This window comes from Halanaerobium praevalens DSM 2228, from assembly GCF_000165465.1.
Taxonomy (GTDB): domain Bacteria; phylum Bacillota; class Halanaerobiia; order Halanaerobiales; family Halanaerobiaceae; genus Halanaerobium; species Halanaerobium praevalens.
Window position 1 is genome coordinate 749,011 of record NC_017455.1, and the last position, 21,253, is coordinate 770,263.

The following is a 21,253-nucleotide window of genomic DNA, read 5'->3' on the forward strand; positions in this document are numbered from 1 at the left end:
GTGGCTAAAAGAAATATAAGTCCTGCTAAAATTAGTGAAGTGAAAAAACTTGTAAGTCGTGGTAAAAAAGAGGGAGAACTTACTTATGAAGATATCATGGATGCTTTGGAAGATATTGATTTAGATTCTGAAGATATAGAAAAAATTTATGAAATCTTTAGTGAAATGAATATAGAGGTTGTAAATTCTAAATTAGAAGATTCTGAAGAAGATGATGATGAGGATGATCAAAATAGCGGTCTTGATTTAAGTATTCCTAAAAGCGCTAGTATAGATGACCCTGTTAGAATGTATTTAAAAGAAATTGGTAAAGTAGATCTATTAACTGCTGAAGAAGAGGTAGAACTTGCTAAAAGAATGGAACAAGGAGAAGAGTGGGCTAAACAACAATTAGTACAGGCTAACTTAAGATTAGTAGTTAGTATTGCTAAAAAATATGTTGGTCGCGGAATGCTTTTTCTTGATTTAATTCAAGAAGGCAATATGGGACTAATGAAGGCAGTTGATAAATTTGATTATACAAAAGGATATAAGTTTAGTACTTATGCTACATGGTGGATTAGGCAAGCAATTACTCGTTCTATAGCAGATCAGGCTAGAACTATTAGGGTACCTGTCCATATGGTAGAAACTATCAATAAACTAATCAGAGTTTCACGTCAACTTTTACAAGAAAAAGGAAGAGAGCCTAAAGATGAAGAAATTGGAGCAGAAATGGATATTTCTGCTGAAAAAGTAAGAGAAATTATGAAAATTTCACAAGATCCGGTATCTCTAGAAACTCCAATTGGAGAAGAAGAAGACAGTCATTTGGGTGATTTTATTGAGGATGTCGATTCACCTGCACCTGCTTCAGCTGCATCTTATATCTTGCTTAAAGAGCAATTAAATGATGTTTTAGATACTCTAACTGATAGAGAAAAAAGAGTATTAGAACTTAGATTTGGAATAGAAGATGGAAGGCCTAGAACTTTAGAAGAAGTTGGAAAAGAGTTTGGGGTTACTAGAGAAAGAATTAGGCAAATAGAAGCTAAAGCTTTAAGAAAACTTAGACATCCTAGTCGGAGTAAAAAAATAAAAGATTATTTAAATTAAATAGTATATTAGTGTAAGCAGAAGCATTTATGAGATATTGCAATATTATCATATTTATTTGCTTTTTAAAAACCAAAATAACTCTTGACCTTAAAGTCTTTTTATCATATAATTATTTTTGTCGTCACAAATACTATAATTGTTTTTTGTAACGGGCCCATAGCTCAGCTGGTCAGAGCAACCGGCTCATAACCGGTTGGTCCCAGGTTCGAATCCTGGTGGGCCCACCAAGAATATTAATACCCTGTTCTTTAATTAGAGCAGGGATTTTTTTATTTAAAATACAATTTAATTTATTAAATAAATTATTTATTAGATTAGTGAAAAGAAATAAGCTAAAAGAAATTTTGGTTAAATATGAATATTTGATATAATATATTTAAATTAAGGAGGTAAATAGATGGTTAAAGTAGCAGAAGTTATACAATTAATGAGCAAAATCGCCCCTTCAGATTTAGCTGAAAATTGGGATAATGTTGGACTTCAAGTTGGTGATCCACAGCAGGAATTAGAGAATGTATTAATAGCTCTGGATTTTAATCAAGCTGTTCTAGAAGAAGCTTTAGACAAAAATTGCCAATTGATAATTACTCATCATCCCTTTATTTTTAAGGGAATCAAGTCTGTAAACACCCAAAATCAAAGTGGAAAATTAATTTTTAAATTGATTAAAAATGGAATTAGTTTATTTTCAGCTCATACAAATTTGGATATTGTTCAAAATGGTTTAAATGATTATTTAATTAACAAGTTAGATGTAGAAAATATTGAGATTTTAGAAGTGACCAGTAGTAAAAATTACAAAAAGCTGGTAACTTATATTCCTCAAACTAATTTAGAAGAGGTTAAAAATGCTCTTTATGAGCAAGGTGCTGGCAAATATAAGGATTATAGTCATACGGGTTTTTATCATCCTGGAAAAGGTAATTTTATGCCTTTAGCAGATTCTGAGCCTTATATAGGCCAAAAAAATAAATTAAACCAGGTTGAAGAATATAGATTTGAGACAATTGTCGCTCCGGAAGATCTTAAAAATGTTATACAAAAATTACTTAAAGTACATCCTTATCAAGAACCTGCCTGGGATTTATATCAAATGGATAATTTAGAAACTAAAAATGGAATTGGAAGAATAGCAGATTTGAAAACAGAAATTGAATTTGATTTACTTTTAAATAAAATAAAAAATGTTTATGAGTTAGATGTAGTAAAAGTAGTCCAAATGAGAGATAAAGTTAAGAAGATTGCTATTTGTAGTGGAAGTGGAGCAGATTTTATTAAAACTGCTTATTATCAAGGAGCAGATTTATATTTAACTGGGGATCTAAAATATCATGAGGCTCAAACTGCAGAAGAATTAGGCATTAATTTAGTTGATTTTGGCCACTATGGAAGTGAAAAATTTGTGCGGGAATTATTAAAAGAAAGATTAAGTGCAGAGGCCTCTCTCAAGCTTAAAAATAAAGTACAATTTATTAAATCTGAAATTAAAACTAGACCTTGGGAATATAAATAATAGTTTAGCTTAATTTTAAGTGATGAAATTTGCTTGACATAAAAGAAAACTGGTGTTATAATTTGTATGGAAAAATAAGTTAGTCGAATAATCGCATCGGTGACAGATGAGGAAAGTCCGAGCTCCACAGGATAGGATGCCGGGTAACGCCCGGTGGAGGTGACTCCCAGGCTAGTGCCACAGAAATATACCGCCTTATTTAATTAAGGTAAGGGTGAAAAGGTAAGGTAAGAGCTTACCGGGTTTCAGGTAACTGAAATGCCAGGTAAACCCCATCTGGAGTAAGTCCAAATAGGGAGATTATAGGAGTGATCCGCTCTTCTCCGGGTAAGGACGCTTGAGGGTTCAGGCAACTGTTCCCCTAGACAGATGATTATTTAAGACAGAACTCGGCTTATAGACTAACTTATTTTTTGTTTTATTATTTATTATAGTTTGAATTTTCAGACTATAATAAATAACTGTAGTTTTTTTTATTTAAAATACAACCGAAATATTTGATTTAGATTGTGAGGTTGAGCTAGACTATAAATATTTAATTTACTTAAAAAAAGACTTAAATGCTTTAATAATACTTAAATAATTTAAAATAATACTCATATTCTCTTTAAAATAAATGCTATTCTGCTTAAGATATATATAAGAGGTGATTAATATGCAAAAAAAGATTATTGGTAAAAAAATTAAAGAATACAGAAAGCTTAATGATTTAACTCAAGAGACACTGGGAGAAAAGGCTGATTTACATTATACATATATTGGTCAGGTAGAAAGGGGAGAAAAGGAGCCTTCTTTAAAATCTTTAATTAATATTGCAGATGCTCTAGAAATTGGAATAGACAAATTATTAATAAACTATGATTTGAGTTCTGAAGTAAATATTCAAATTTCAAATATAACTGACTTGTTGTTAAATAGAAATGAAAAAGAATTAGAAATGATATATAAAATTTTAAAAAGTCTAACACAATTTTTAGAAGTACAGAATATTGAAAAAGACTTATAATTATGGTACAATAAACTGCAAACTGATTTGAAAAACTTAATTTGATTTAAGGAGGTTTTATTATATGGCCGGACATTCAAAGTGGGCTAATATAAAGCATAAAAAGAAAAAAGAGGATAAAAGAAGAGGTAAATTATTTTCTAAACTGAGTCGTAAAATAGCTGTTGCTGCCAGAGAAGGTGGCGGTGATCCAGAGATGAATGCTGATCTTAGGATGGCTATTCAGAAGGCTAAAGATAATAATATGCCTAATGATAATATTGAAAGAGCAATCAAAAGAGGTACAGGTAACTTAGAAGGTATGACTTATGAATCTTTTGTTTACGAAGGTTATGGTCCAGCTGGAGTTGCTCTTTACCTTGATATTATGACTGATAATAGAAATAGAACAGCTTCTGAAGTCAGACATATTCTAGATAAAAACGGTGGTAATCTTGGTTCTAACGGTTGTGTTTCTTGGATGTTTCAGCGTAAAGGTGAACTAATAATTGATTTAAATGAATTTGAAGTTGGAGAAGAAGAATTATTATTAGAAGCTTTAGAAGCAGGTGCTGAAGACTTAGATTATGGAGAAGATGAAGCGGTTGTTTATACTGATCCAAGTAATTACGAATCAGCTAGAGAAAATTTAGAAGAATCTGGATATGAGTTTAAATCTGCTGATTTAGCTATGATTCCTGATAATACAGTTAGTTTAGACAAGAGTGATGCTAAAAAAATGTTAAGACTAATGGAACAATTAGAAGATCATGATGATATTCAAGATATTTATTCTAATTTTGAAATTTCTGAAGAGTTAATAACAGAAATTGAAGCAGAAGAAAATTAGTTTTTAAAATTAATCTATTTTTAATAATTTTGTTATAAAATAGTTTTAGATTTTAATAAGGGCACTGGTTTACAGTGTCTTTATTTTTTTGTTTAATAAACTATTTTAATATGATATAATTATATCAAACATTAGTTTGAGAGAGGTGTAAAATTTGAGAATTTTGGGTATTGATCCTGGCTTAGCTACAATTGGTTATGCTTTAGTAGATAAAGAAACTAATCATTTTGATGTTTTAGAGTATGGGGTTATCAAAACCTCTGCTGATACTGAGAATATAAAAAGATTAGAAATAATTCATAGAAATATAGAAGAATTAGTTAAAGAATTTAAGCCAAAAGAAATGGCGGTAGAAGAACTTTTTTTCAATAAAAATGTTAAGACAGCCATTGCAGTTGGTCAAGCTAGAGGTGTTATTTTATTAGCTGGTTCACAAGCTGGTTTAAAAGTTGCAGAATATACACCATTACAGATTAAACAAGCTGTAGTTGGTTATGGTCGGGCTGATAAAATGCAGGTTCAGCAGATGGTTAAATCTCTGTTAAATTTATCTGAATTACCAAGACCTGATGATGCAGCTGATGCCCTTGCAGTTTCAATTTGCCATGGTCATGTTTATAGTTCTCATTCTGGTTGGGAGGAAAGATTATGATAGGTTATTTAGAAGGTGAAGTAATTGAGGCTGAGTTTAATAAAGTTATTTTGGGAATTAATGGTATAGGGTATGAGCTTGAATTAGCTGGCTTTACTAAACAACCTCGTTTAGGTCAAAAATTAGAAGTTTTTACATATACTTATGTCCGCGAGGATGTTTTGAAATTATTTGCTTTTCCTGAAAAAAGTTATAAACAGTTATTTGAAATTTTGATTACTGTTAATGGTATAGGTCCAAGTGCTGGGCTAAATATTTTAAATACAATGCCTGCTGCTAGATTTATTTCAGCTATTTTACAAAAAAATGAAGTAACTTTAAAAGAAATATCAGGTATTGGTCCTAAAACTGCTCAAAGATTAATACTTGAGCTGCAAAGTAAATTAGAAGACTTTGCCTATTTACAAAATAATAATGATTCAGAGCCAGTAGTAACTGAAGAAGATAGACAAGATATTGTAGATGCCTTAACTGTATTAGGTTATAAAATATCAGAAATAAATAAGGCGTTGAGGGAAATTGAATTTGAAAGTGAAACTAATGTATCAGAAAAAATAAAATTAACTCTTAGCCAGCTGGGTAAGGAGAGGTAATAATGGAAAATGAAAGAAGAGTTGTTTCACCCAAGCAAAAAAAGGATGATAATTCTTTAGATAAAGGTTTAAGACCTTTAAATTTAAATGAATATGTTGGTCAGAGTAAATCTAAAGAAAAATTAAAAATATTTATTCAGGCTGCTAAAGATAGAGAAGAAGCTTTAGATCATGTTATGTTATATGGTCCTCCTGGTTTAGGTAAAACAACTCTTGCTAATATAATTGCAAATGAGCTTAATGTTAATATTCATCAAACTTCTGGGCCAGCAATTGAGCGTCCAGGGGATTTAGCTTCTATTTTAACTAATTTACAGCCAAGTGATGTGCTTTTTATAGATGAAATTCACCGCTTAAATAAAATTGTAGAAGAAGTATTATATCCAGCAATGGAAGACTATTGTCTTGATATAATAATTGGTAAGGGTCCAAGTGCTCGCTCAGTTAGGTTAGATTTAGCGCCATTTACTCTTGTAGGAGCAACCACTAAAGCTGGAAGATTGAGTTCTCCTCTGAGAGACAGATTTGGAGTTATTAATAGATTAGAATTTTATAATCAAAAAGAATTACAAAAAATTGTTACTCGTTCTGCTGCTATCTTGAAAATAGAAATTGTTCCACATGGAGCTCTAGAGATTGCAAGGCGTTCTCGTGGTACACCAAGAATTGCTAATCGACTTTTAAAAAGAGTTAGAGATTTTGCAGAAGTTAAAGCAGATGGTATAATTAATAGAGAAGTTGTTGACTCTGCTTTAAAATTATTAGAAATAGATGAATTAGGTTTAGATCGGATTGATCATAAATTATTAGAAACAATAATTTTAAAGTTTAGAGGTGGCCCAGTTGGTTTGAATACCTTGGCTGCTGCAATTAGCGAAGAAACTGAAACAATAGAAGATGTTTATGAGCCTTATCTTTTACAGCTTGGATTTTTAGAAAGAACACCTAGAGGCCGGGTTGCTACTGCTAAAGCTTATCAACATTTAAATATTAAACAAGATATTGAATAACTAAAGTATTTAATTAAGTAAAAATTTTGGAGGTTATTTTTGCATGAAAGTAGAAGAATTTAATTATCAGCTGCCAGAAGAATTGATCGCCCAAAAACCATTATCTAAGCGTGATGAATCAAGATTAATGGTTTTAAATCCAGAACAGCAAATAATTGAAGAAAATATATTTAAAAATTTAAAAGAATATTTAGATCCTGGTGATATGATCATTATGAATAATAGTAGAGTTATACCAGCCAGATTATATGGAGCTAAAATTCCCACTGGAACTGAAATTGAGCTTCTATTATTAAATGAACTTAGTGAAGGACGCTGGGAAGTCTTAGTTCGCCCAGGTAGAAGAGCTAAAAAAGGAGTTAAAATTAAATTTCAGGATATTTTAGAGGCTGAGGTTGTAGAATACACTGATTTTGGTGGTAGAATAGTAGAATTTAGTTGGGATCATAAAAAATATAATTTTGAAGAGGTTTTAAATCAACTAGGAGAAATGCCTCTCCCACCTTATATCAATGAAAAATTAGATGATCCTGAGCGTTATCAAACTGTTTATAGCAAAAAAAGAGGTTCAGCTGCAGCACCTACAGCAGGTTTGCATTTTACTGATTCTCTTTTAAAAGAATTGGAAGAATATGGAATAATTTTAGATTATATTACTTTGCATGTTGGTTTAGGAACTTTTAGACCAGTTAAAAGTGAAAATATTGAAGAGCATGAAATGCATGAAGAATATGCAGAGATTTCTGCTGAAACAGCAGCGAAAATAAAAAAAGTTAAAACCCAAGGAAATAAAGTGGTGGCAGTTGGAACAACAGTTACTAGGACACTTGAATCAGCAGCTGCAAATGGTGAGCTTAGTGAATATCAAGGCTGGACAGATATATTTATTTATCCAGGCTATGAGTTTAAAGTTATTGATTCTTTAATTACCAATTTTCACTTACCTAAATCTACTTTATTAATGTTAGTTTCAGCTTTAGCAGGAAAAGAATTAGTTTTGTCTGCTTATCAAAAAGCTGTTGAAAAAGAGTATCGATTTTTTAGTCTTGGTGATGCAATGTTGATTTTAAATAGAAAGGAAGATTAGTTTGTTTGACTTTAAATTAATTAAAGAAAATAAGAATTCTAAAGCAAGGTTAGGCGAAATAACTACTGATCATGGTAAAATTGAAACTCCCATTTTTATGCCAGTTGGTACTCAGGCTACTGTTAAAGCAATGTCAAGTAGAGAACTTAAAGAAATTAAAGCCCAAATTATTCTTGGTAATACTTATCATTTATTTTTAAGACCAGGAGATGAGTTAATTGCTAAAGCTGGTGGTTTACATCAATTTATGAATTGGGATCGTCCAATTTTAACTGATAGTGGAGGATTTCAGGTTTTTTCTTTAGCTGATTTACGAGAAATAGAAGAAGAAGGAGTTTATTTTCGGTCTCATCTTGATGGTTCTAAGCAATTTATTTCTCCAGAAAAATCAATGCAAATTCAAAAAAATCTAGGTTCAGATATAGTGATGGCTTTTGATGAATGTCCACCTTATCCAGCAACTAGAGATTATGTAGAAAATTCTTTAAATAGAACTCTGCGTTGGGCTGAAAGATGTAAAAAAGAAATGGAAAATGCCAAGGGACAAGCTTTATTTGGGATTATTCAGGGTGGTGTTTATCCTGAATTGAGGAAACAAAGTGTAGAAGAAACTACTAAATTAGATTTTCCTGGTTATTCTATTGGAGGTTTAAGTGTAGGAGAACCCAAAGAAGAGATGTATAAAATGCTTGATTATACTACTCCTTTAATGGATAAAAACAAGCCTCGTTATTTGATGGGAGTAGGTACTCCAGAAGATTTAATTGAAGGTATTTATCATGGAGTAGACATGTTTGATTGTGTGATGCCAACTAGAATTGCCAGACATGGACAAGTATTTACTCATACAGGCCGAAAAACAGTTAGAAATGCAACTTATAAAGAAGATTTTAATCCACTTGATGCTGAGTGTGATTGTCATGTTTGTCAAAACTATAGTAGAGCTTATATTAGACATTTGCTTAAAAGAAATGAAATATTAGGTGTAAGATTAACAAGTTATCATAACTTATATTTCTTGCTTAATTTTGCAGCTGAAATTAGAGATGCTATTAGTAATGATAATTTTATTAATTTTAGAGAAGAATTTTATAATAAATATAAATTAAAATAAATTATTTTGATTTATACTAAATAATATTTGCCTTTGAGCAGGAATCTGATAATTATTGTTGAAATAGTTATGAGAGAAAAAAATTAAATTAGGAGATGATAATTAATGGAATATTTATACGCTATTTTGCCATGGATTTTAATTTTCGGTATTTTTTGGTTCTTTTTAATTAGACCTCAACAAAAACAGAAAAAAGAACACCAAAAAATGTTAGATGAATTAACAATTGGTGATAAAGTTGTTACTATTGGTGGAATTAAAGGAAAGATAATCAAAATTAAGGATAACAACGTTAGAATAAGAGTTTCATCTAATGTTGATATTGATTTTGTTAAAAATGCTATTTCCAAAATGGAAGAGAAAAATTCTTCAAAAAAGAAAGAGAAAAAAGAAGAAAAAAATAAAGAAGAAGAATAATTTTTAGATAAGAACTGAGGGGAATAATGTGAAAAGTGCAGTTAAAGAATTTTTACAGTCTTTAGTAATAGCAGGAATTTTAGCTTTTTTTATAATTACATTTATTGCTCAATCATTTGTGGTAGATGGCAAGTCAATGGTAAATACCCTTCATGATGGAGAACGGTTATTTGTAAATAAGTTTATTTATAGATTTCATCCTCCAGAAAGAGGAGATATAGTTGTTTTTTCTCCGAAGGGAGCTCCTAGTAAAAAATACATAAAGAGAGTAATCGGTACCCCTGGTGATACTGTCTATATTAAAAATGGAGTAGTTTATGTTAATGGGGAAGCTTTAGAAGAAAATTATTTACCAGAAAAAATGGTTGGAGATTTTGGTCCTTATGAGGTTCCAAAAGAAAGAGTTTTTGTTTTAGGAGATAATAGAAATCATAGTGCTGACAGTCGCTTTAAAAGTATTGTAGGTTTTGTTGACTATGACTCTATTTCTGGTAAGGCTTTTTGGGTTTATTGGCCTTTAACTGAAATGAGAATTATAGATCATCAAAATTACAATTTATCGTTTGAAAATTAATTGTTTATTGTTAGGAGGACATTTATTTAATGAGATATAAAAGAAAAAGAAGAATTAAATTAATTATTATTTTAGCTATTATTGCTTTTGCTGCTTTTTTATATTTACAGCATGGTATTAATTTAGGTCTTGATTTACAAGGTGGGGCACATATAGTTTTACAAGCCCAACCGACTGAAGATAGAGAAATTGATGATACAGTCATGACGGGGATTAAAAGTGTTATTGAAAGAAGAGTTAACCAATTAGGGTTAAGTGAACCTTTAATTCAGAGAGAGGGTTCTGATCGGATAATAGTTGAGTTACCAGCAGTAGATAGTCCAAATGAGGCTATCAATACAATTGGTAGAACTGCAATGCTAACATTTCAAAACTCTGCTGGAGAAGTTTTAATGACAGGAGAAGCTGTTAAAGATGCTCGAGCTGATCATGATCAGTATGGAAGACCAGTAATTGCTTTTACCTTAACTAATGATGGTTCTGCTAAGTTTGCAGATATTACTAGAAATTATATGGGGAAAAGAATTGCCATAAAGCTTGATCATGAGATTTTAACTAACCCAACAGTGCAAGCAGTAATTGAAAAAAAGGGTCAAATAACAGGCTATAATAGTATTGAAGCAGCAGAAGAAGATGCCATTTTAATTCGAGAAGGTGCACTTCCAGTTCCTGTTGAGGTTATTGAGACTAGAACTGTTGGTCCTACTTTAGGGGCTATTTCAATTCAAAAAAGTATTAAAGCTGGTTTAATTGGACTTTTATTAGTTGCTATTTATATGGTTATTTATTATAGATTCCCTGGTGTTTTAGCAGCTGTTATTTTAGCAATTTATGGTTTGCTTTTAATGGGAACTATGTCTGGCTTACAAGCAACTTTAACTTTACCAGGAATAGCTGGTTTAATCTTATCTATTGGTATGGCAGTTGATGCAAATATTATTATTTTTGAAAGAATAAAAGATGAACTTAAATCAGGTAAAACACTTAGAGCAGCAATTGATGCAGGTTTTAAAAGAGCCTATACAACAATTGTTGATGCTAATGTAACTACAGTTATGACTGCTCTTATTCTGGCCTATTTTACTAGTGGTACAGTTAGAGGTTTTGCTGTTACTCTAGGTATAGGTATTATTGTCAGTATGTTTACTGCTTTTTTTGTTACTAGAAATGTGATTGATATTTTTGCTGGCAGTAAATTATTACGTGAAAATAAATCTTTCGGGGTCAGAAAGGGGTAATAAAGTGGATATTTTAGGTAAAAGAAAAATATGGTACATTTTGTCATTAACTATAATTGTCATTGGATTAGGATTTTTATTAATCAATGGCTTGAATTTAGGTATTGATTTTAATGGTGGTACTTTAATGGAATTTAGTTTTAAAGAAGATATTGGTACTGAAGCTGTGAGAGATGTATTACAAAGTATTGATATAGCTGCTGATAGTAAGCTTCAGCATTCTGAAGGATCAGGTGAAAATGGAATTATTATTCGAGCTAGTTCTTTAGAATCAGAAGAAATAATAGCTATTGATGATGCAATTCATTCTGAATTTGAATCAGCAGAAATGCTGAGAACTGAGATGGTAGGACCTACTATTGGTAGAGAGCTGAGAATTAATGCTTTATTAGCGATGATTGTAGCCTCTATTGCTATAGTAGCTTATATTAGTTTTAGATTTGAGTTTAGATTTGCTGCAGTTTCTATAATTACTTTAATGCATGATATTTTAATAACTATTGGTATTTTTGCTATGTTAGGAAGAGAAGTTAATACAGCTTTTGTAGCTGCTTTATTAACCATAGTTGGTTACTCTATTAATGATACTATAGTTATTTTTGATAGAATTAGAGAAAATATGAAACTAATGCATAAAGCTCCATTTATTGAGCAGGCTAATACTGCTGTTGTTGATACTTTACCAAGGTCAATTAATACTTCAATAACTACTTTAATTACTATTTTAGCTATTTACTTCTTTGGTGGAGCTTCAATTCAAACATTTATGTTAGCACTCTTTATTGGAATGTTTGCTGGTACTTATTCTTCAATCTTTGTAGCTAGTCCATTATTAGTTACGTGGGAAGAAAAAATCAGTAAATAATAATTAGAAAATCACTCAAACTATAACCCCTCCTATCTTTGGAGGGGTTTCTATCTTTAAAAAAGGCTGTGATAAAATGGATATGAATTTGCCTAAACATTATCGCCACTTTCAGCGCTATAGCGAAATTGCACAGATTCTTGTTAAAAATGGTCTTGGTTTTATTATTTCTAATTTAGATTTAAATAAGTATCTTCCTTTTAAAAAAAGAATAAATACTGACGAAAGACCCAGCAGCAAAATTTTGGCAGTTAGAATCAGAGAAGTTTTACAAGATTTAGGACCTGCTTATATTAAATTAGGTCAACTTTTAAGTACTAGAGCTGATATTTTTCCGCCTGTATTTATTACTGAAATGAGAAAATTACAAGATAAAGTTCCAGCAGAAAAATTTGAAGATATTGAAGACTTTTTAAAAAAAGAGTTAGGATCTAAATTTAAAACTGAAATTATAGACATAAAAGCTGAAGCAGTTGGAGCAGCTTCTATTGCCCAAACTCATAAGGTAACTTTAAAAAATAGTCAAAAAGCAATTATGAAAATAAAAAGACCGAAAATTGACAAAAAAATAAGTGTTGATTTAGAAATTATGGAAAACTTAGCTCAGCAAGCAGAAGAAAGAAATGTATTTAATTCTATTATTAGACCAGTAGAAATAATTAAAGAATTTAGAAGGACTATTAAAGAAGAATTGAATTTTAAAAGTGAAATGGCTAATATTATTAGGTTTAGAAACGATTTTGCCAATAACCAATATATTACAGCACCTGAAGTGTATTCTGAACTTTCTACTGCTAATATTTTAATTATGGAAGAGATTAAAGGAATCAAATTAAGAAAGATTAGTCCAAATCATCCTCATAATAAATTTATTGCTGAATTAGGAGCTAAATCGTTAATGCAGCAAGTTTTAATTAATGGTTTTTTTCATGCTGATCCTCATCCTGGTAATATCTTTATAACAGATCAAAAAACAATTACTTATGTTGATTTTGGAATGGTCGGTCGAATTACAGAGATGGATCGGGATTTAATGGCTTTGCTTTTTTATGCTTTAATTAATAAAAAAATAAATGTTTTAATGGATGTTATTTTAATTTTAGGTAATAAACCAGATAACTTTAATCGCCGTCGATTTCAACTTGATTTAGAAAAAATATTAGATAGATACTATGGAAGTGATTTAGCTAACCTTAAGATTAAAGCTGTCTTTGAAGATTTACAATATTTTATTTATGAACATCAAATTAGAATGCCTCAAGAATTCTTTTTACTTTTTAGAGCTATTGCTGTAAGTGAAGGAGTAGGACAGGATCTTGATCCAAATTTTAATGTAATAGAAGTTGGAAAAGAGTTTATTTCCGAAATTCTAAAAGATAGAATGCAGGTTAATAAAATAGTTTCACGTTTAGGCTCAGAAGTTTGGAAATTTGGCCGTAAAAAACATGAGCTAAATATGCAGCTTAAATCTTTTTTAGATAAACTTGTAAAAGATGATTTCACTGTTAATTTTAGACATACTAATTTAGAAAATTTGATTTCTAGATTAGATATTATTTCTAATCGAATTTCAATGAGTATGATTATTGCTTCTTTAATTATTGGTTCAACTTTATTAATTCAGACTGATATGGAGCCAAGGGTCTTTAATATACCTCTTTTAGGTTTTATTGGTTTCTCTTTTGCTGGTATTTTAGGCTTACTGCTTGTTATTTCTATTTTCCGTTCTGGAAAATATTAGCTCGCGAAATTATTAATATTATTAGAGTCTATTCAGAATAGACTGGACCTGAGGAGAGTCAAATTAATGGAAAAAATTTGGGAAATTAAAGCAACAAAAATAAAAAATAAACAAAAAAATAATAAAAAGGAAATTTTAAATAAATTATTAGATCAAAGAGGTATTTGTAGTCCAGAAGCAAAAAAAAGATATTTAAAGCCTAAATTAAGTTATTTAAGTGATCCTTTTTTAATGCCGGAGATGGATAAAGCAGTTAATCGAATAAAAAAGGCTGTTAAAAATAAGCAACAAATTCTAATTTATGGTGATTACGATGTGGATGGGATTACTTCTACAGCTTTATTATCTAGGTTTTTTAAAAAAGCTTTTAATTTGGAAGTGAAAACATTTATTCCAGATAGAATAAAAGATGGTTATGGTTTAAGTTTATCAGCTCTTAAAAAAAATTTAGAATTTGATTTAATTATTACAGTAGATTGTGGGATTACTGCGATTAAAGAAGCTGAATTTTTAAAAGATCAAGGAATCGATTTGATTATTACAGATCATCATACTCCTTCGGATTTATTACCAGAGGCAAAAGCTATTATTAATCATCACTTAGTAAAAATTGATAATTATTTTGCTGCCGAAATTGCTGGAGTTGGTACAGCTTATAAATTAGCTCAGGCTTTAAGTCCAATAAGTATTGCTGAAAATAAGGCAGAGTTTTTACCATTGGTAGCTTTAGGTACAGTAGCAGATATAGCACCCTTAAAAAATGAAAATAGAATTTTTGTTAAAAAAGGGTTACAGTTATTAGTAGAAAATGAAATTTTAGGACTAAAAATTTTAATTGAAGAATTAAAGCTTGATCTTAAAAATATTAGTGCTGGTCAAATTGGTTATATTATTGCTCCTCCGTTAAATGCTGCAGGCAGAATTGATAATCCCAAATTAGCATTAAATCTATTAATTAGTGAAAATAAAGAAGAAAGTATTCAAATCGCTAAAAAATTAATAAAAACAAATAAAAAACGTCAAAAACAAGAAGAGAAAATTTATAAAAATGCTGAGTCTAAAATTAAGAATTTAAATTTAGAAAAAGAAAAGTCAATTATTTTAGCTGATTCAAGCTGGCATTCAGGCATTATAGGTATTGTAGCTTCTCGTTTATTAGAAAAATATAATTTACCAGTTATTTTATTTGCTATTGATTCTCAAACTAAAACTGCTAAAGGTTCTGCTAGAAGTATTGCTAATTTAAATATTTATCAAGCATTAAAAAGCTGTCAGTCAAAAATAATTGATTTTGGCGGCCATAAAGCTGCAGCTGGTCTCAACCTTGAATTAGATAATTTTGAAAAATTCAAATCTCTTTTTCAAGATTATTTAAAAAATAATTTAAGTGAAGAAGACTATGTCAAAAAAATAAAAATTGATCTTGATTTAAGTTTAGAATTGATAACTAAAGAATTTATTTTGAAACTACAAAAATTTAAACCTTTTGGAGTGTCAAATCCAGCTCCTAAATTTATTTTTAAAAATCTTAAAGCTAAAAAATGCTATCAAATGGGTAAAGATAATAAACATTTAAAGATTTATTTGGAAAATGGAGTTCAGGCTGTAGCTTTTAATTTAGGTAAGCAAGCAGCAGCAATTGCGAGTTCTAATTTTGATTTAGTTGCCCAGCCTGAAATTAATTATTGGCAGGGTAAAGAAAATTTGCAGTTGAAAGTTAAAGATTATCGGTTAACTGCTGATTCTAAAACTGTTTTAGTTTTTGAAAATGAAAATTATTTATTTTATGATTATAGAAATCAGTTAAACAAAAAGAATACATTATTAACTATTTTGAATTCAGGTATTATTAATCAAGGAGCAGTTTATCTTAATCAAAAAAAACAACGAAAGTATTTAAAGTCAGATCAACCAGAACATTATTTTTTTGGAAGTGAATATCAGTTTGAGAATGAATTTTCTCATTTAATTTTTTATTCTTTGCCATTTTCTTTAACTCATTTTTATAAAATAATTAATGCTTTTCAAAAAAGTCAAAAACAGCCAAAAATTAAAATCATATTGTTATTTACGGAACTAGATTTTAAGTATAATTGTCAAGTTATAGCTTATCTTAAAAAGCAGGAAATAGCTGCTAAAACTGAAAATGAATTGGACTTTAAAGGCTCAATACGATATAATAAATTATCCAGGCGAATGGATAATTGTAGGAGTTTAGAAGAATTAGCTTTTCAAGATAATCTATTCGAACTGATTACAAATGTATCTAATTTTAAGGAGGATAAAAATGGATCTTAGTCAAAAAATAAGAAATATTCCTGATTTCCCAAAAGAAGGGATTTTATTTAAAGATATTACTCCACTTTTGAGAGATAAGGAAGCACTTAAAGAAGCCATAGTAAAAATGGCAGATATGTTTAGAGAACATGAGATTGATTATGTGGTAGGAATTGAAGCAAGAGGTTTTTTAGTAGGTACTCCTTTAGCTATTGAGTTGGATAAAGGTTTTATCCCAATTAGAAAGCCAGGTAAACTGCCAGATGAAGTATTAAATGTTTCTTATCAGTTAGAATACGGAAAAAATGAAATAGAAATACATAAGGATGCTATTAATAAAGGAGATAAAATTCTTTTAGTAGATGATCTATTAGCTACTGGAGGAACTACTTTAGCAGCTACTCAAATGATAGAAAGTTTAGGTGGAGAAGTTGTAGGTTGTGCATTTTTATTAGAATTAGATGAATTATCTGGCCGTGAAGTTTTAAAAAATTATAAAGTTAAATCATTATTAATTAGCTAATAATGATTAATTAAACTCTGAGCATTAAAGGAGTATAAGTAGAGATGGAATTACAAACTTTATTAGATAAAATAAAATTGTATATGGATGAACCCAATTTGGATCTGGTAAAAAAAGCTTATTCTTATGCAGAGAAAGCTCATAAAGAACAGTATAGAGTTTCGGGAGAACCCTTTGTAGAGCATCCATTAGGTGTTTCAATTATTTTAGCTGAGCTTGAATTGGATATAGTTTCTATTGTTTCATCTTTGTTACATGATGTAGTAGAAGATACAAGTGTTAGCAGTCAGGAAATTGAAAAAGAATTTGGAGCTGAAGTAGCTCATATTGTTGATGGAGTAACAAAATTAACAAGAATGCAGTTTAAAACTAAAGCTGATCAGCAAGCTGAAAGTTTAAGAAAAATGTTTGTTGCAATGGCTGAAGATATTAGGGTTGTTTTAATTAAACTTGCAGATCGTTTGCATAATATGAGGACTTTAAATTATCTAAAAAAGGCAAAGAGAAAAGAAAAATCGCGTGAAACTATTGAAATTTATGCTCCACTTGCTCATCGATTAGGAATGTCAAAAATAAAGTGGGAACTAGAAGATTTATCTTTTAGATACTTAAAACCTGATATGTATTATGAAATATCGCATAAAGTACAAGCAAATCGTAAACAACGGGAAAAAGACATTAAAGAGGCAATAGAAAAACTAAATCTTACTTTAGAGTCACATTCTATAGAGGCTGATATTTATGGTAGACCAAAACACCTTTATAGTATTTATAATAAAATGAAGCGGAAAGAAGTAGAATTTGATGAAATTTATGATTTAACAGCAGTTAGGGTTTTAGTCGAAAATGTTAAAGAATGTTATGAAGTGCTCGGTGTTTTACATGAAATTTGGAAACCAATGCCAGGTAGGTTTAAAGATTATATTGCTATGCCTAAATCAAATATGTATCAATCTTTGCATACTACAGTTATTGCTCCAAATGGTGATCCACTTGAGGTCCAAATTCGGACTTATGAAATGCATAAAACTGCTGAATATGGAATTGCTGCTCATTGGCGTTATAAAGAGGGTAAAGTAGGAGACGAAAAGTTTGAAGAAAAATTATCTTGGTTAAGAAGACTTTTAGAGTGGCAGAAGGATTTGCAAGAACCCCAGGAGTTTATGGAGACTCTGAAAATTGATTTGTTTGAAGATGAAGTTTTTGTTTTTACTCCTGCAGGAGATGTTGTTTCACTTCCTAAAGAAGCTACTCCAGTAGATTTTGCTTATTATATTCATACTGAAGTTGGTCATAAATGTGTTGGTGCTAAAGTTAATAGTAAAATTGTTCCATTGGAATATAAACTAGAAAATAGTGATATTGTAGAGATATTAACATCTAAAAAGAGTAATGGACCTTCTCGTGACTGGTTAAATTTTGTCAAAACATCAAAAGCGAGAAGTAAAGTTAAGCATTGGTTTAAAAAGCAAAGAAAAGATGAAATTATAGAAAAAGGAAGAAAAATTTTAGCTGATCATTTAGCTAAACATAATTTAGAATTAAGTGAAAAAGAAAAAGAAAAAGAATTAAAAGAAATAGCAAAAGCATTGGATAGAAAAGATGTTGATGATTTGTTAGAAGACTTAGGTTATAATAATCTTAGTCCTAAACAAGTTATAACTAAATTTAAAGATTATGAGCCTGAAAAAGATGTAGTGAAAAAACCAACCCATAATCATCCAAAATCTTCTTCAGTTGATAAAGGCATTTCTGTTAAAGGTATGGATGATATGTTAGTTAGAATGGCTAAATGCTGTAATCCTGTACCAGGTGATGAAATTATAGGTTATATAACTAGAGGTAGAGGGGTTTCTGTCCATAGAAAGGATTGTAAGAATTTGAAGAATCTTTCAGAAAATGAGCCAGAAAGAATTATAGAGGTTAGTTGGGAGCGCGGTCGGACAGAGTCTTATCAAGTTGATTTAAGAATTGATGCAGTTGATAAGAGTGCTTTACTCAATGATATTACTAATATAATTAAAGAAGAAAAAATGAATTTATTATCTGTGATGGCTCGAACAAGCACTCAAAATAGGGCAGTTATTAACTTATCCCTAGAGGTAAGCTCTACTGAGCATATGTATGATATAATGAAAAAAATAGAATCAATTTCAGGTGTGCTGAATGTTAGTCGAGCTAAACCTGCTTAATAAAGGAGTGAATTAAATGCGTGCTGTAGTTCAAAGAGTAAAAAAGGCAGAAGTGAAAATAGATTCTAAAGTAACTGCTAAAATAAAAGCTGGTTTATTAGTGTTTTTAGGGATTGGAAAAGAAGATGAGTATCAAGATGCTGATTATCTTTTAGAAAAGATTATTAATTTAAGAATTTTTGAAGATGAAGCAGAAAAAATGAACCTTTCAGCTCTTGATCTAAATAAAGAGTTATTATTAGTTTCACAGTTTACACTGTTTGGAGATTGCAGAAAAGGTCGCAGGCCTAGTTTTTTTGAGGCAGCTCCTCCTAATGAAGCTAAAAAGATATATAATTATTTTGTAAAAGAAGCCGAAAAATCAGAACTTAAAATTGAAACTGGAAAATTCCAAGCAATGATGGATATTAGTTTAGTTAATGATGGCCCAGTGACAATGTTAATTGATAGTAAAAAGAATTTTTAAATTATTAAAGTAGGTGAAAAAGTGAAATTAGAAAAATTTACTGTAGGTCAAATTATGTCAAAATGCTATATTCTTTCTGAGAATGGAAAGGCTTTAATAATAGATCCAGGAGCAGAAGGAGAAAAAATATATAATTATTTAAAAGAGAATAATTTGAAATTAAAGTACATTATTAACACACATGGCCATTTTGACCATATTGGAGCAAATCAATTTTTAAAAACAAAAACTGATGCTAAAATTTTAGCTCATCCCAAAGCAAATTTAAAATTTGAAGATCCTAGTTTGAATTTATCTACAATATTAAAAAGAGAAGAAATTACTTCTCCTGCTCTAGACAGAGCTCTTAAAGATGGAGATTCTATAAATTTTGAAGGTCTTAATTTAGAAATAATAACTACTCCAGGACATAGTGAAGATGGTATTTCTATTTATCTTAAAGAAAAAGCCATGCTTTTTTCAGGAGATTGTATTTTTGCCAATGGAATTGGAAGAACCGATTTAGTAGATAGTAATTTTCAGGATTTAAAAAATTCGATAGAAGAAAAAATATTTAAGCTTCCAGCTGAAGTGGAATTTTTTGCTGGTCATGGTCCAGTAAGTAATTTGGAAAATTTCAAAACAAGAGTTTGGCCTTCATTTAAATAATTTTGTTTTTTAACTTAAAGTAGTTTGAATTAATTTTTTATAAATAAATTTTAAGAAAGGGAGTGTAAGGTTTGTTTGATACTTTACGCAATAATAGTCGTATTATTGTTTATTTAGTTGTAATAGCTTTTGTTATTTCTGGTGGTTTTATGGGGTATGGTGCTTATTTAAATAATAGAGGTGGGGGTCAAGCTCCTAACCAAGGACCAGCTGTAATTGCTGAAGTAAATGGAATGGAAATATCTCAGCAAGAATATTATTCAATGTTACAACAGCAGGCGCCGAATTCTAGTTTAAGTAGCAGTCAAATTATTCCATTTAGATACCAAGTTTTAGAAGCTTTAATCGAAAGAAAATTAATTTTGGCTAAAGCAGAAGAATTTGATATTCAAGTTGAAGTTAGTGATTCTGAGGTAGATGAAAACTATAATAATATTTTGGAACAAAATGAAATAACAGATCAAGAGTTAGCAGAAACTTTAGCTGAACAAGGCTCCACAATTGGTGAATTAAGAGAAAACATTAAAGATAGTCTTCAGAACACTAAAACTTTAACTGAAGCAATCAATCAAGGGGTAGGAAAGGTTGAAGTAAGTGATCAAGAAATTCAAAAGCTTTATAATCAAAGATATTTAAAAGTGGAAACTGAGTCTAAAAAAACAGAAACTGAGAATTCTAAGCAAAAAGAATCTGATTCTGAACCTAAATTAGAAGAGGTTAGCTCAGATTTAAAAACAGAAATTAAAAATAAAAAAAGAAATGAAGCTATTAATAATTGGTTAAAAGAATTAAAAACAGATGCTCAAATAAAAATTAACCAACCGGTTTTAAAGGCTTATCATGATTTAGAAAATGAAAATTATGAGCAAGCGGTCAAACAGTTCTCAGATTTCGTTGAACAAGAAAATACAGATCCCATATTTTATAGTTATTTAGCAGCTGCTTATCAAGGTCAAAATAATTACGATAGAGCTGAAACTGCTTATGAAAATGGACTTAATGATTTCCCAGATAATAAAGATTTAAGGTTTAAATTTGCAGAGTTTTTAGCTGAACAAGATAAAAATGAAGCTGCAGTTAAACAATTAGATGAAATATCAGCTAATGTTGAATCAAGCTCTGATTTTATGACTTATTATAAGCTCTTTATAATGTATAGTCGTTTAGGTGCTGAAGAAAAAGCTGAAATTTCTATGGAAAAAGCTAGAGAAATTAGTGCTCAGGTAGAACAAAATCAACAAAATAGTGAAATTGAAACAGACTCTACATCTCCCGTAGATCAGGATTCAGAAACAATGGAAGAAGATTTAGAAATTGAAACTCCTTTAGAAACAGAAAATAGCAATTAAATTGAAATTAGTAATAAAAAGATTATTAAATCTATCAGTTAAGTTCTCTTTTGGAGACTGA

The 21,253-nt window shown here is 29.9% G+C and carries 20 protein-coding genes, 1 tRNA gene and 1 other RNA gene; all 22 read left to right on the plus strand.

The annotated features are described in order from the left end of the window. The gene (rpoD, locus tag HPRAE_RS03420; protein WP_014552858.1) at window positions 1-1,095 is read left to right on the plus strand and encodes an RNA polymerase sigma factor RpoD; all 1,095 of its coding nucleotides are present in this window, start codon (window positions 1-3) and stop codon (window positions 1,093-1,095) included. 153 nt (window positions 1,096-1,248) lie between these two features. Then, window positions 1,249-1,325: transfer RNA gene (locus HPRAE_RS03425), tRNA-Ile, on the plus strand. A gap of 170 nt (window positions 1,326-1,495) precedes the next feature. Beyond that, the gene (locus HPRAE_RS03430; protein ID WP_014552859.1) at window positions 1,496-2,611 is read left to right on the plus strand and encodes a Nif3-like dinuclear metal center hexameric protein; all 1,116 of its coding nucleotides are present in this window, start codon (window positions 1,496-1,498) and stop codon (window positions 2,609-2,611) included. A 75-nt stretch (window positions 2,612-2,686) separates the two neighbouring features. Next, an RNA gene (gene rnpB, locus HPRAE_RS10975) (RNase P RNA component class A) lies at window positions 2,687-3,024 on the plus strand. Between the two features lie 242 nt (window positions 3,025-3,266). After that, complete coding sequence (locus HPRAE_RS03435) at window positions 3,267-3,617, plus strand: helix-turn-helix domain-containing protein (RefSeq protein ID WP_014552860.1); 351 nt, start codon at window positions 3,267-3,269, stop codon at window positions 3,615-3,617. 64 nt (window positions 3,618-3,681) lie between these two features. Continuing rightward, complete coding sequence (locus HPRAE_RS03440) at window positions 3,682-4,446, plus strand: YebC/PmpR family DNA-binding transcriptional regulator (protein ID WP_014552861.1); 765 nt, start codon at window positions 3,682-3,684, stop codon at window positions 4,444-4,446. A gap of 154 nt (window positions 4,447-4,600) precedes the next feature. Next, window positions 4,601-5,098 (plus strand): crossover junction endodeoxyribonuclease RuvC, encoded by a 498-nt coding sequence (gene ruvC, locus HPRAE_RS03445; RefSeq protein ID WP_014552862.1) that lies wholly within the window; start codon window positions 4,601-4,603, stop codon window positions 5,096-5,098. Next, on the plus strand, window positions 5,095-5,691 hold the full coding sequence (ruvA, locus tag HPRAE_RS03450; protein WP_014552863.1) for a Holliday junction branch migration protein RuvA: 597 nt from the start codon (window positions 5,095-5,097) through the stop codon (window positions 5,689-5,691). The genes ruvC and ruvA overlap by 4 nt, the downstream gene beginning before the upstream one ends. Window positions 5,692-5,693: 2 nt before the next feature. Continuing rightward, window positions 5,694-6,701 carry a Holliday junction branch migration DNA helicase RuvB gene (ruvB, locus tag HPRAE_RS03455; RefSeq protein ID WP_014552864.1) on the plus strand — a complete coding sequence of 336 codons (1,008 nt, stop codon included), beginning with the start codon at window positions 5,694-5,696 and terminating at the stop codon, window positions 6,699-6,701. Between the two features lie 43 nt (window positions 6,702-6,744). Continuing rightward, complete coding sequence (gene queA / locus HPRAE_RS03460) at window positions 6,745-7,788, plus strand: tRNA preQ1(34) S-adenosylmethionine ribosyltransferase-isomerase QueA (protein WP_014552865.1); 1,044 nt, start codon at window positions 6,745-6,747, stop codon at window positions 7,786-7,788. 1 nt (window position 7,789) lies between these two features. Then, the gene (gene tgt, locus HPRAE_RS03465) at window positions 7,790-8,902 is read left to right on the plus strand and encodes a tRNA guanosine(34) transglycosylase Tgt (RefSeq protein ID WP_014552866.1); all 1,113 of its coding nucleotides are present in this window, start codon (window positions 7,790-7,792) and stop codon (window positions 8,900-8,902) included. A gap of 105 nt (window positions 8,903-9,007) precedes the next feature. Beyond that, a complete protein-coding gene (gene yajC, locus HPRAE_RS03470) occupies window positions 9,008-9,319 on the plus strand; it encodes a preprotein translocase subunit YajC (RefSeq protein ID WP_014552867.1) in 312 nt (103 codons plus the stop codon). 28 nt (window positions 9,320-9,347) lie between these two features. Then, window positions 9,348-9,893, plus strand: coding sequence for a signal peptidase I (gene lepB, locus HPRAE_RS03475; protein WP_014552868.1), 546 nt, complete (start codon window positions 9,348-9,350; stop codon window positions 9,891-9,893). Between the two features lie 29 nt (window positions 9,894-9,922). Continuing rightward, window positions 9,923-11,131, plus strand: coding sequence for a protein translocase subunit SecD (gene secD, locus HPRAE_RS03480; protein ID WP_014552869.1), 1,209 nt, complete (start codon window positions 9,923-9,925; stop codon window positions 11,129-11,131). A 4-nt stretch (window positions 11,132-11,135) separates the two neighbouring features. Next, window positions 11,136-11,996: a protein translocase subunit SecF gene (gene secF / locus HPRAE_RS03485; RefSeq protein WP_014552870.1), complete on the plus strand. Its 861-nt coding sequence runs from the start codon at window positions 11,136-11,138 to the stop codon at window positions 11,994-11,996. Between the two features lie 76 nt (window positions 11,997-12,072). Continuing rightward, entirely contained in the window at window positions 12,073-13,737 is a 1,665-nt protein-coding gene (locus HPRAE_RS03490; RefSeq protein WP_014552871.1) for an ABC1 kinase family protein, read from the plus strand. Between the two features lie 66 nt (window positions 13,738-13,803). Then, window positions 13,804-16,035, plus strand: coding sequence for a single-stranded-DNA-specific exonuclease RecJ (gene recJ, locus HPRAE_RS03495; RefSeq protein ID WP_014552872.1), 2,232 nt, complete (start codon window positions 13,804-13,806; stop codon window positions 16,033-16,035). Next, window positions 16,025-16,537, plus strand: a complete 513-nt coding sequence (locus HPRAE_RS03500) for an adenine phosphoribosyltransferase (protein ID WP_014552873.1) — start codon at window positions 16,025-16,027, stop codon at window positions 16,535-16,537. Before recJ ends, HPRAE_RS03500 begins: the two co-directional genes overlap by 11 nt. A 44-nt stretch (window positions 16,538-16,581) precedes the next feature. Further along, on the plus strand, window positions 16,582-18,729 hold the full coding sequence (locus tag HPRAE_RS03505; protein ID WP_014552874.1) for a RelA/SpoT family protein: 2,148 nt from the start codon (window positions 16,582-16,584) through the stop codon (window positions 18,727-18,729). A 16-nt stretch (window positions 18,730-18,745) separates the two neighbouring features. Next, on the plus strand, window positions 18,746-19,195 hold the full coding sequence (gene dtd / locus HPRAE_RS03510; protein ID WP_014552875.1) for a D-aminoacyl-tRNA deacylase: 450 nt from the start codon (window positions 18,746-18,748) through the stop codon (window positions 19,193-19,195). 21 nt (window positions 19,196-19,216) lie between these two features. After that, on the plus strand, window positions 19,217-19,843 hold the full coding sequence (locus HPRAE_RS03515; protein ID WP_014552876.1) for an MBL fold metallo-hydrolase: 627 nt from the start codon (window positions 19,217-19,219) through the stop codon (window positions 19,841-19,843). Window positions 19,844-19,914: 71 nt separating this feature from the next. Beyond that, complete coding sequence (locus HPRAE_RS03520; RefSeq protein ID WP_014552877.1) at window positions 19,915-21,192, plus strand: SurA N-terminal domain-containing protein; 1,278 nt, start codon at window positions 19,915-19,917, stop codon at window positions 21,190-21,192. Window positions 21,193-21,253: the final 61 nt, after the last annotated feature.

Excerpts from the sequence above, each read along its gene's own strand:
- dtd (WP_014552875.1), top strand. The coding sequence starts at position 18,746 with ATGCGTGCTGTAGTTCAAAGAGTAAAAAAGGCAGAAGTGAAAATAGAT.
- HPRAE_RS03440 (WP_014552861.1), top strand. The coding sequence starts at position 3,682 with ATGGCCGGACATTCAAAGTGGGCTAATATAAAGCATAAAAAGAAAAAA.
- secD (WP_014552869.1), top strand. The coding sequence starts at position 9,923 with ATGAGATATAAAAGAAAAAGAAGAATTAAATTAATTATTATTTTAGCT.
- recJ (WP_014552872.1), top strand. The coding sequence starts at position 13,804 with ATGGAAAAAATTTGGGAAATTAAAGCAACAAAAATAAAAAATAAACAA.
- HPRAE_RS03490 (WP_014552871.1), top strand. The coding sequence starts at position 12,073 with ATGGATATGAATTTGCCTAAACATTATCGCCACTTTCAGCGCTATAGC.
- HPRAE_RS03435 (WP_014552860.1), top strand. The coding sequence starts at position 3,267 with ATGCAAAAAAAGATTATTGGTAAAAAAATTAAAGAATACAGAAAGCTT.
- ruvA (WP_014552863.1), top strand. The coding sequence starts at position 5,095 with ATGATAGGTTATTTAGAAGGTGAAGTAATTGAGGCTGAGTTTAATAAA.
- yajC (WP_014552867.1), top strand. The coding sequence starts at position 9,008 with ATGGAATATTTATACGCTATTTTGCCATGGATTTTAATTTTCGGTATT.
- ruvB (WP_014552864.1), top strand. The coding sequence starts at position 5,694 with ATGGAAAATGAAAGAAGAGTTGTTTCACCCAAGCAAAAAAAGGATGAT.
- queA (WP_014552865.1), top strand. The coding sequence starts at position 6,745 with ATGAAAGTAGAAGAATTTAATTATCAGCTGCCAGAAGAATTGATCGCC.
- HPRAE_RS03500 (WP_014552873.1), top strand. The coding sequence starts at position 16,025 with ATGGATCTTAGTCAAAAAATAAGAAATATTCCTGATTTCCCAAAAGAA.
- HPRAE_RS03430 (WP_014552859.1), top strand. The coding sequence starts at position 1,496 with ATGGTTAAAGTAGCAGAAGTTATACAATTAATGAGCAAAATCGCCCCT.
- HPRAE_RS03505 (WP_014552874.1), top strand. The coding sequence starts at position 16,582 with ATGGAATTACAAACTTTATTAGATAAAATAAAATTGTATATGGATGAA.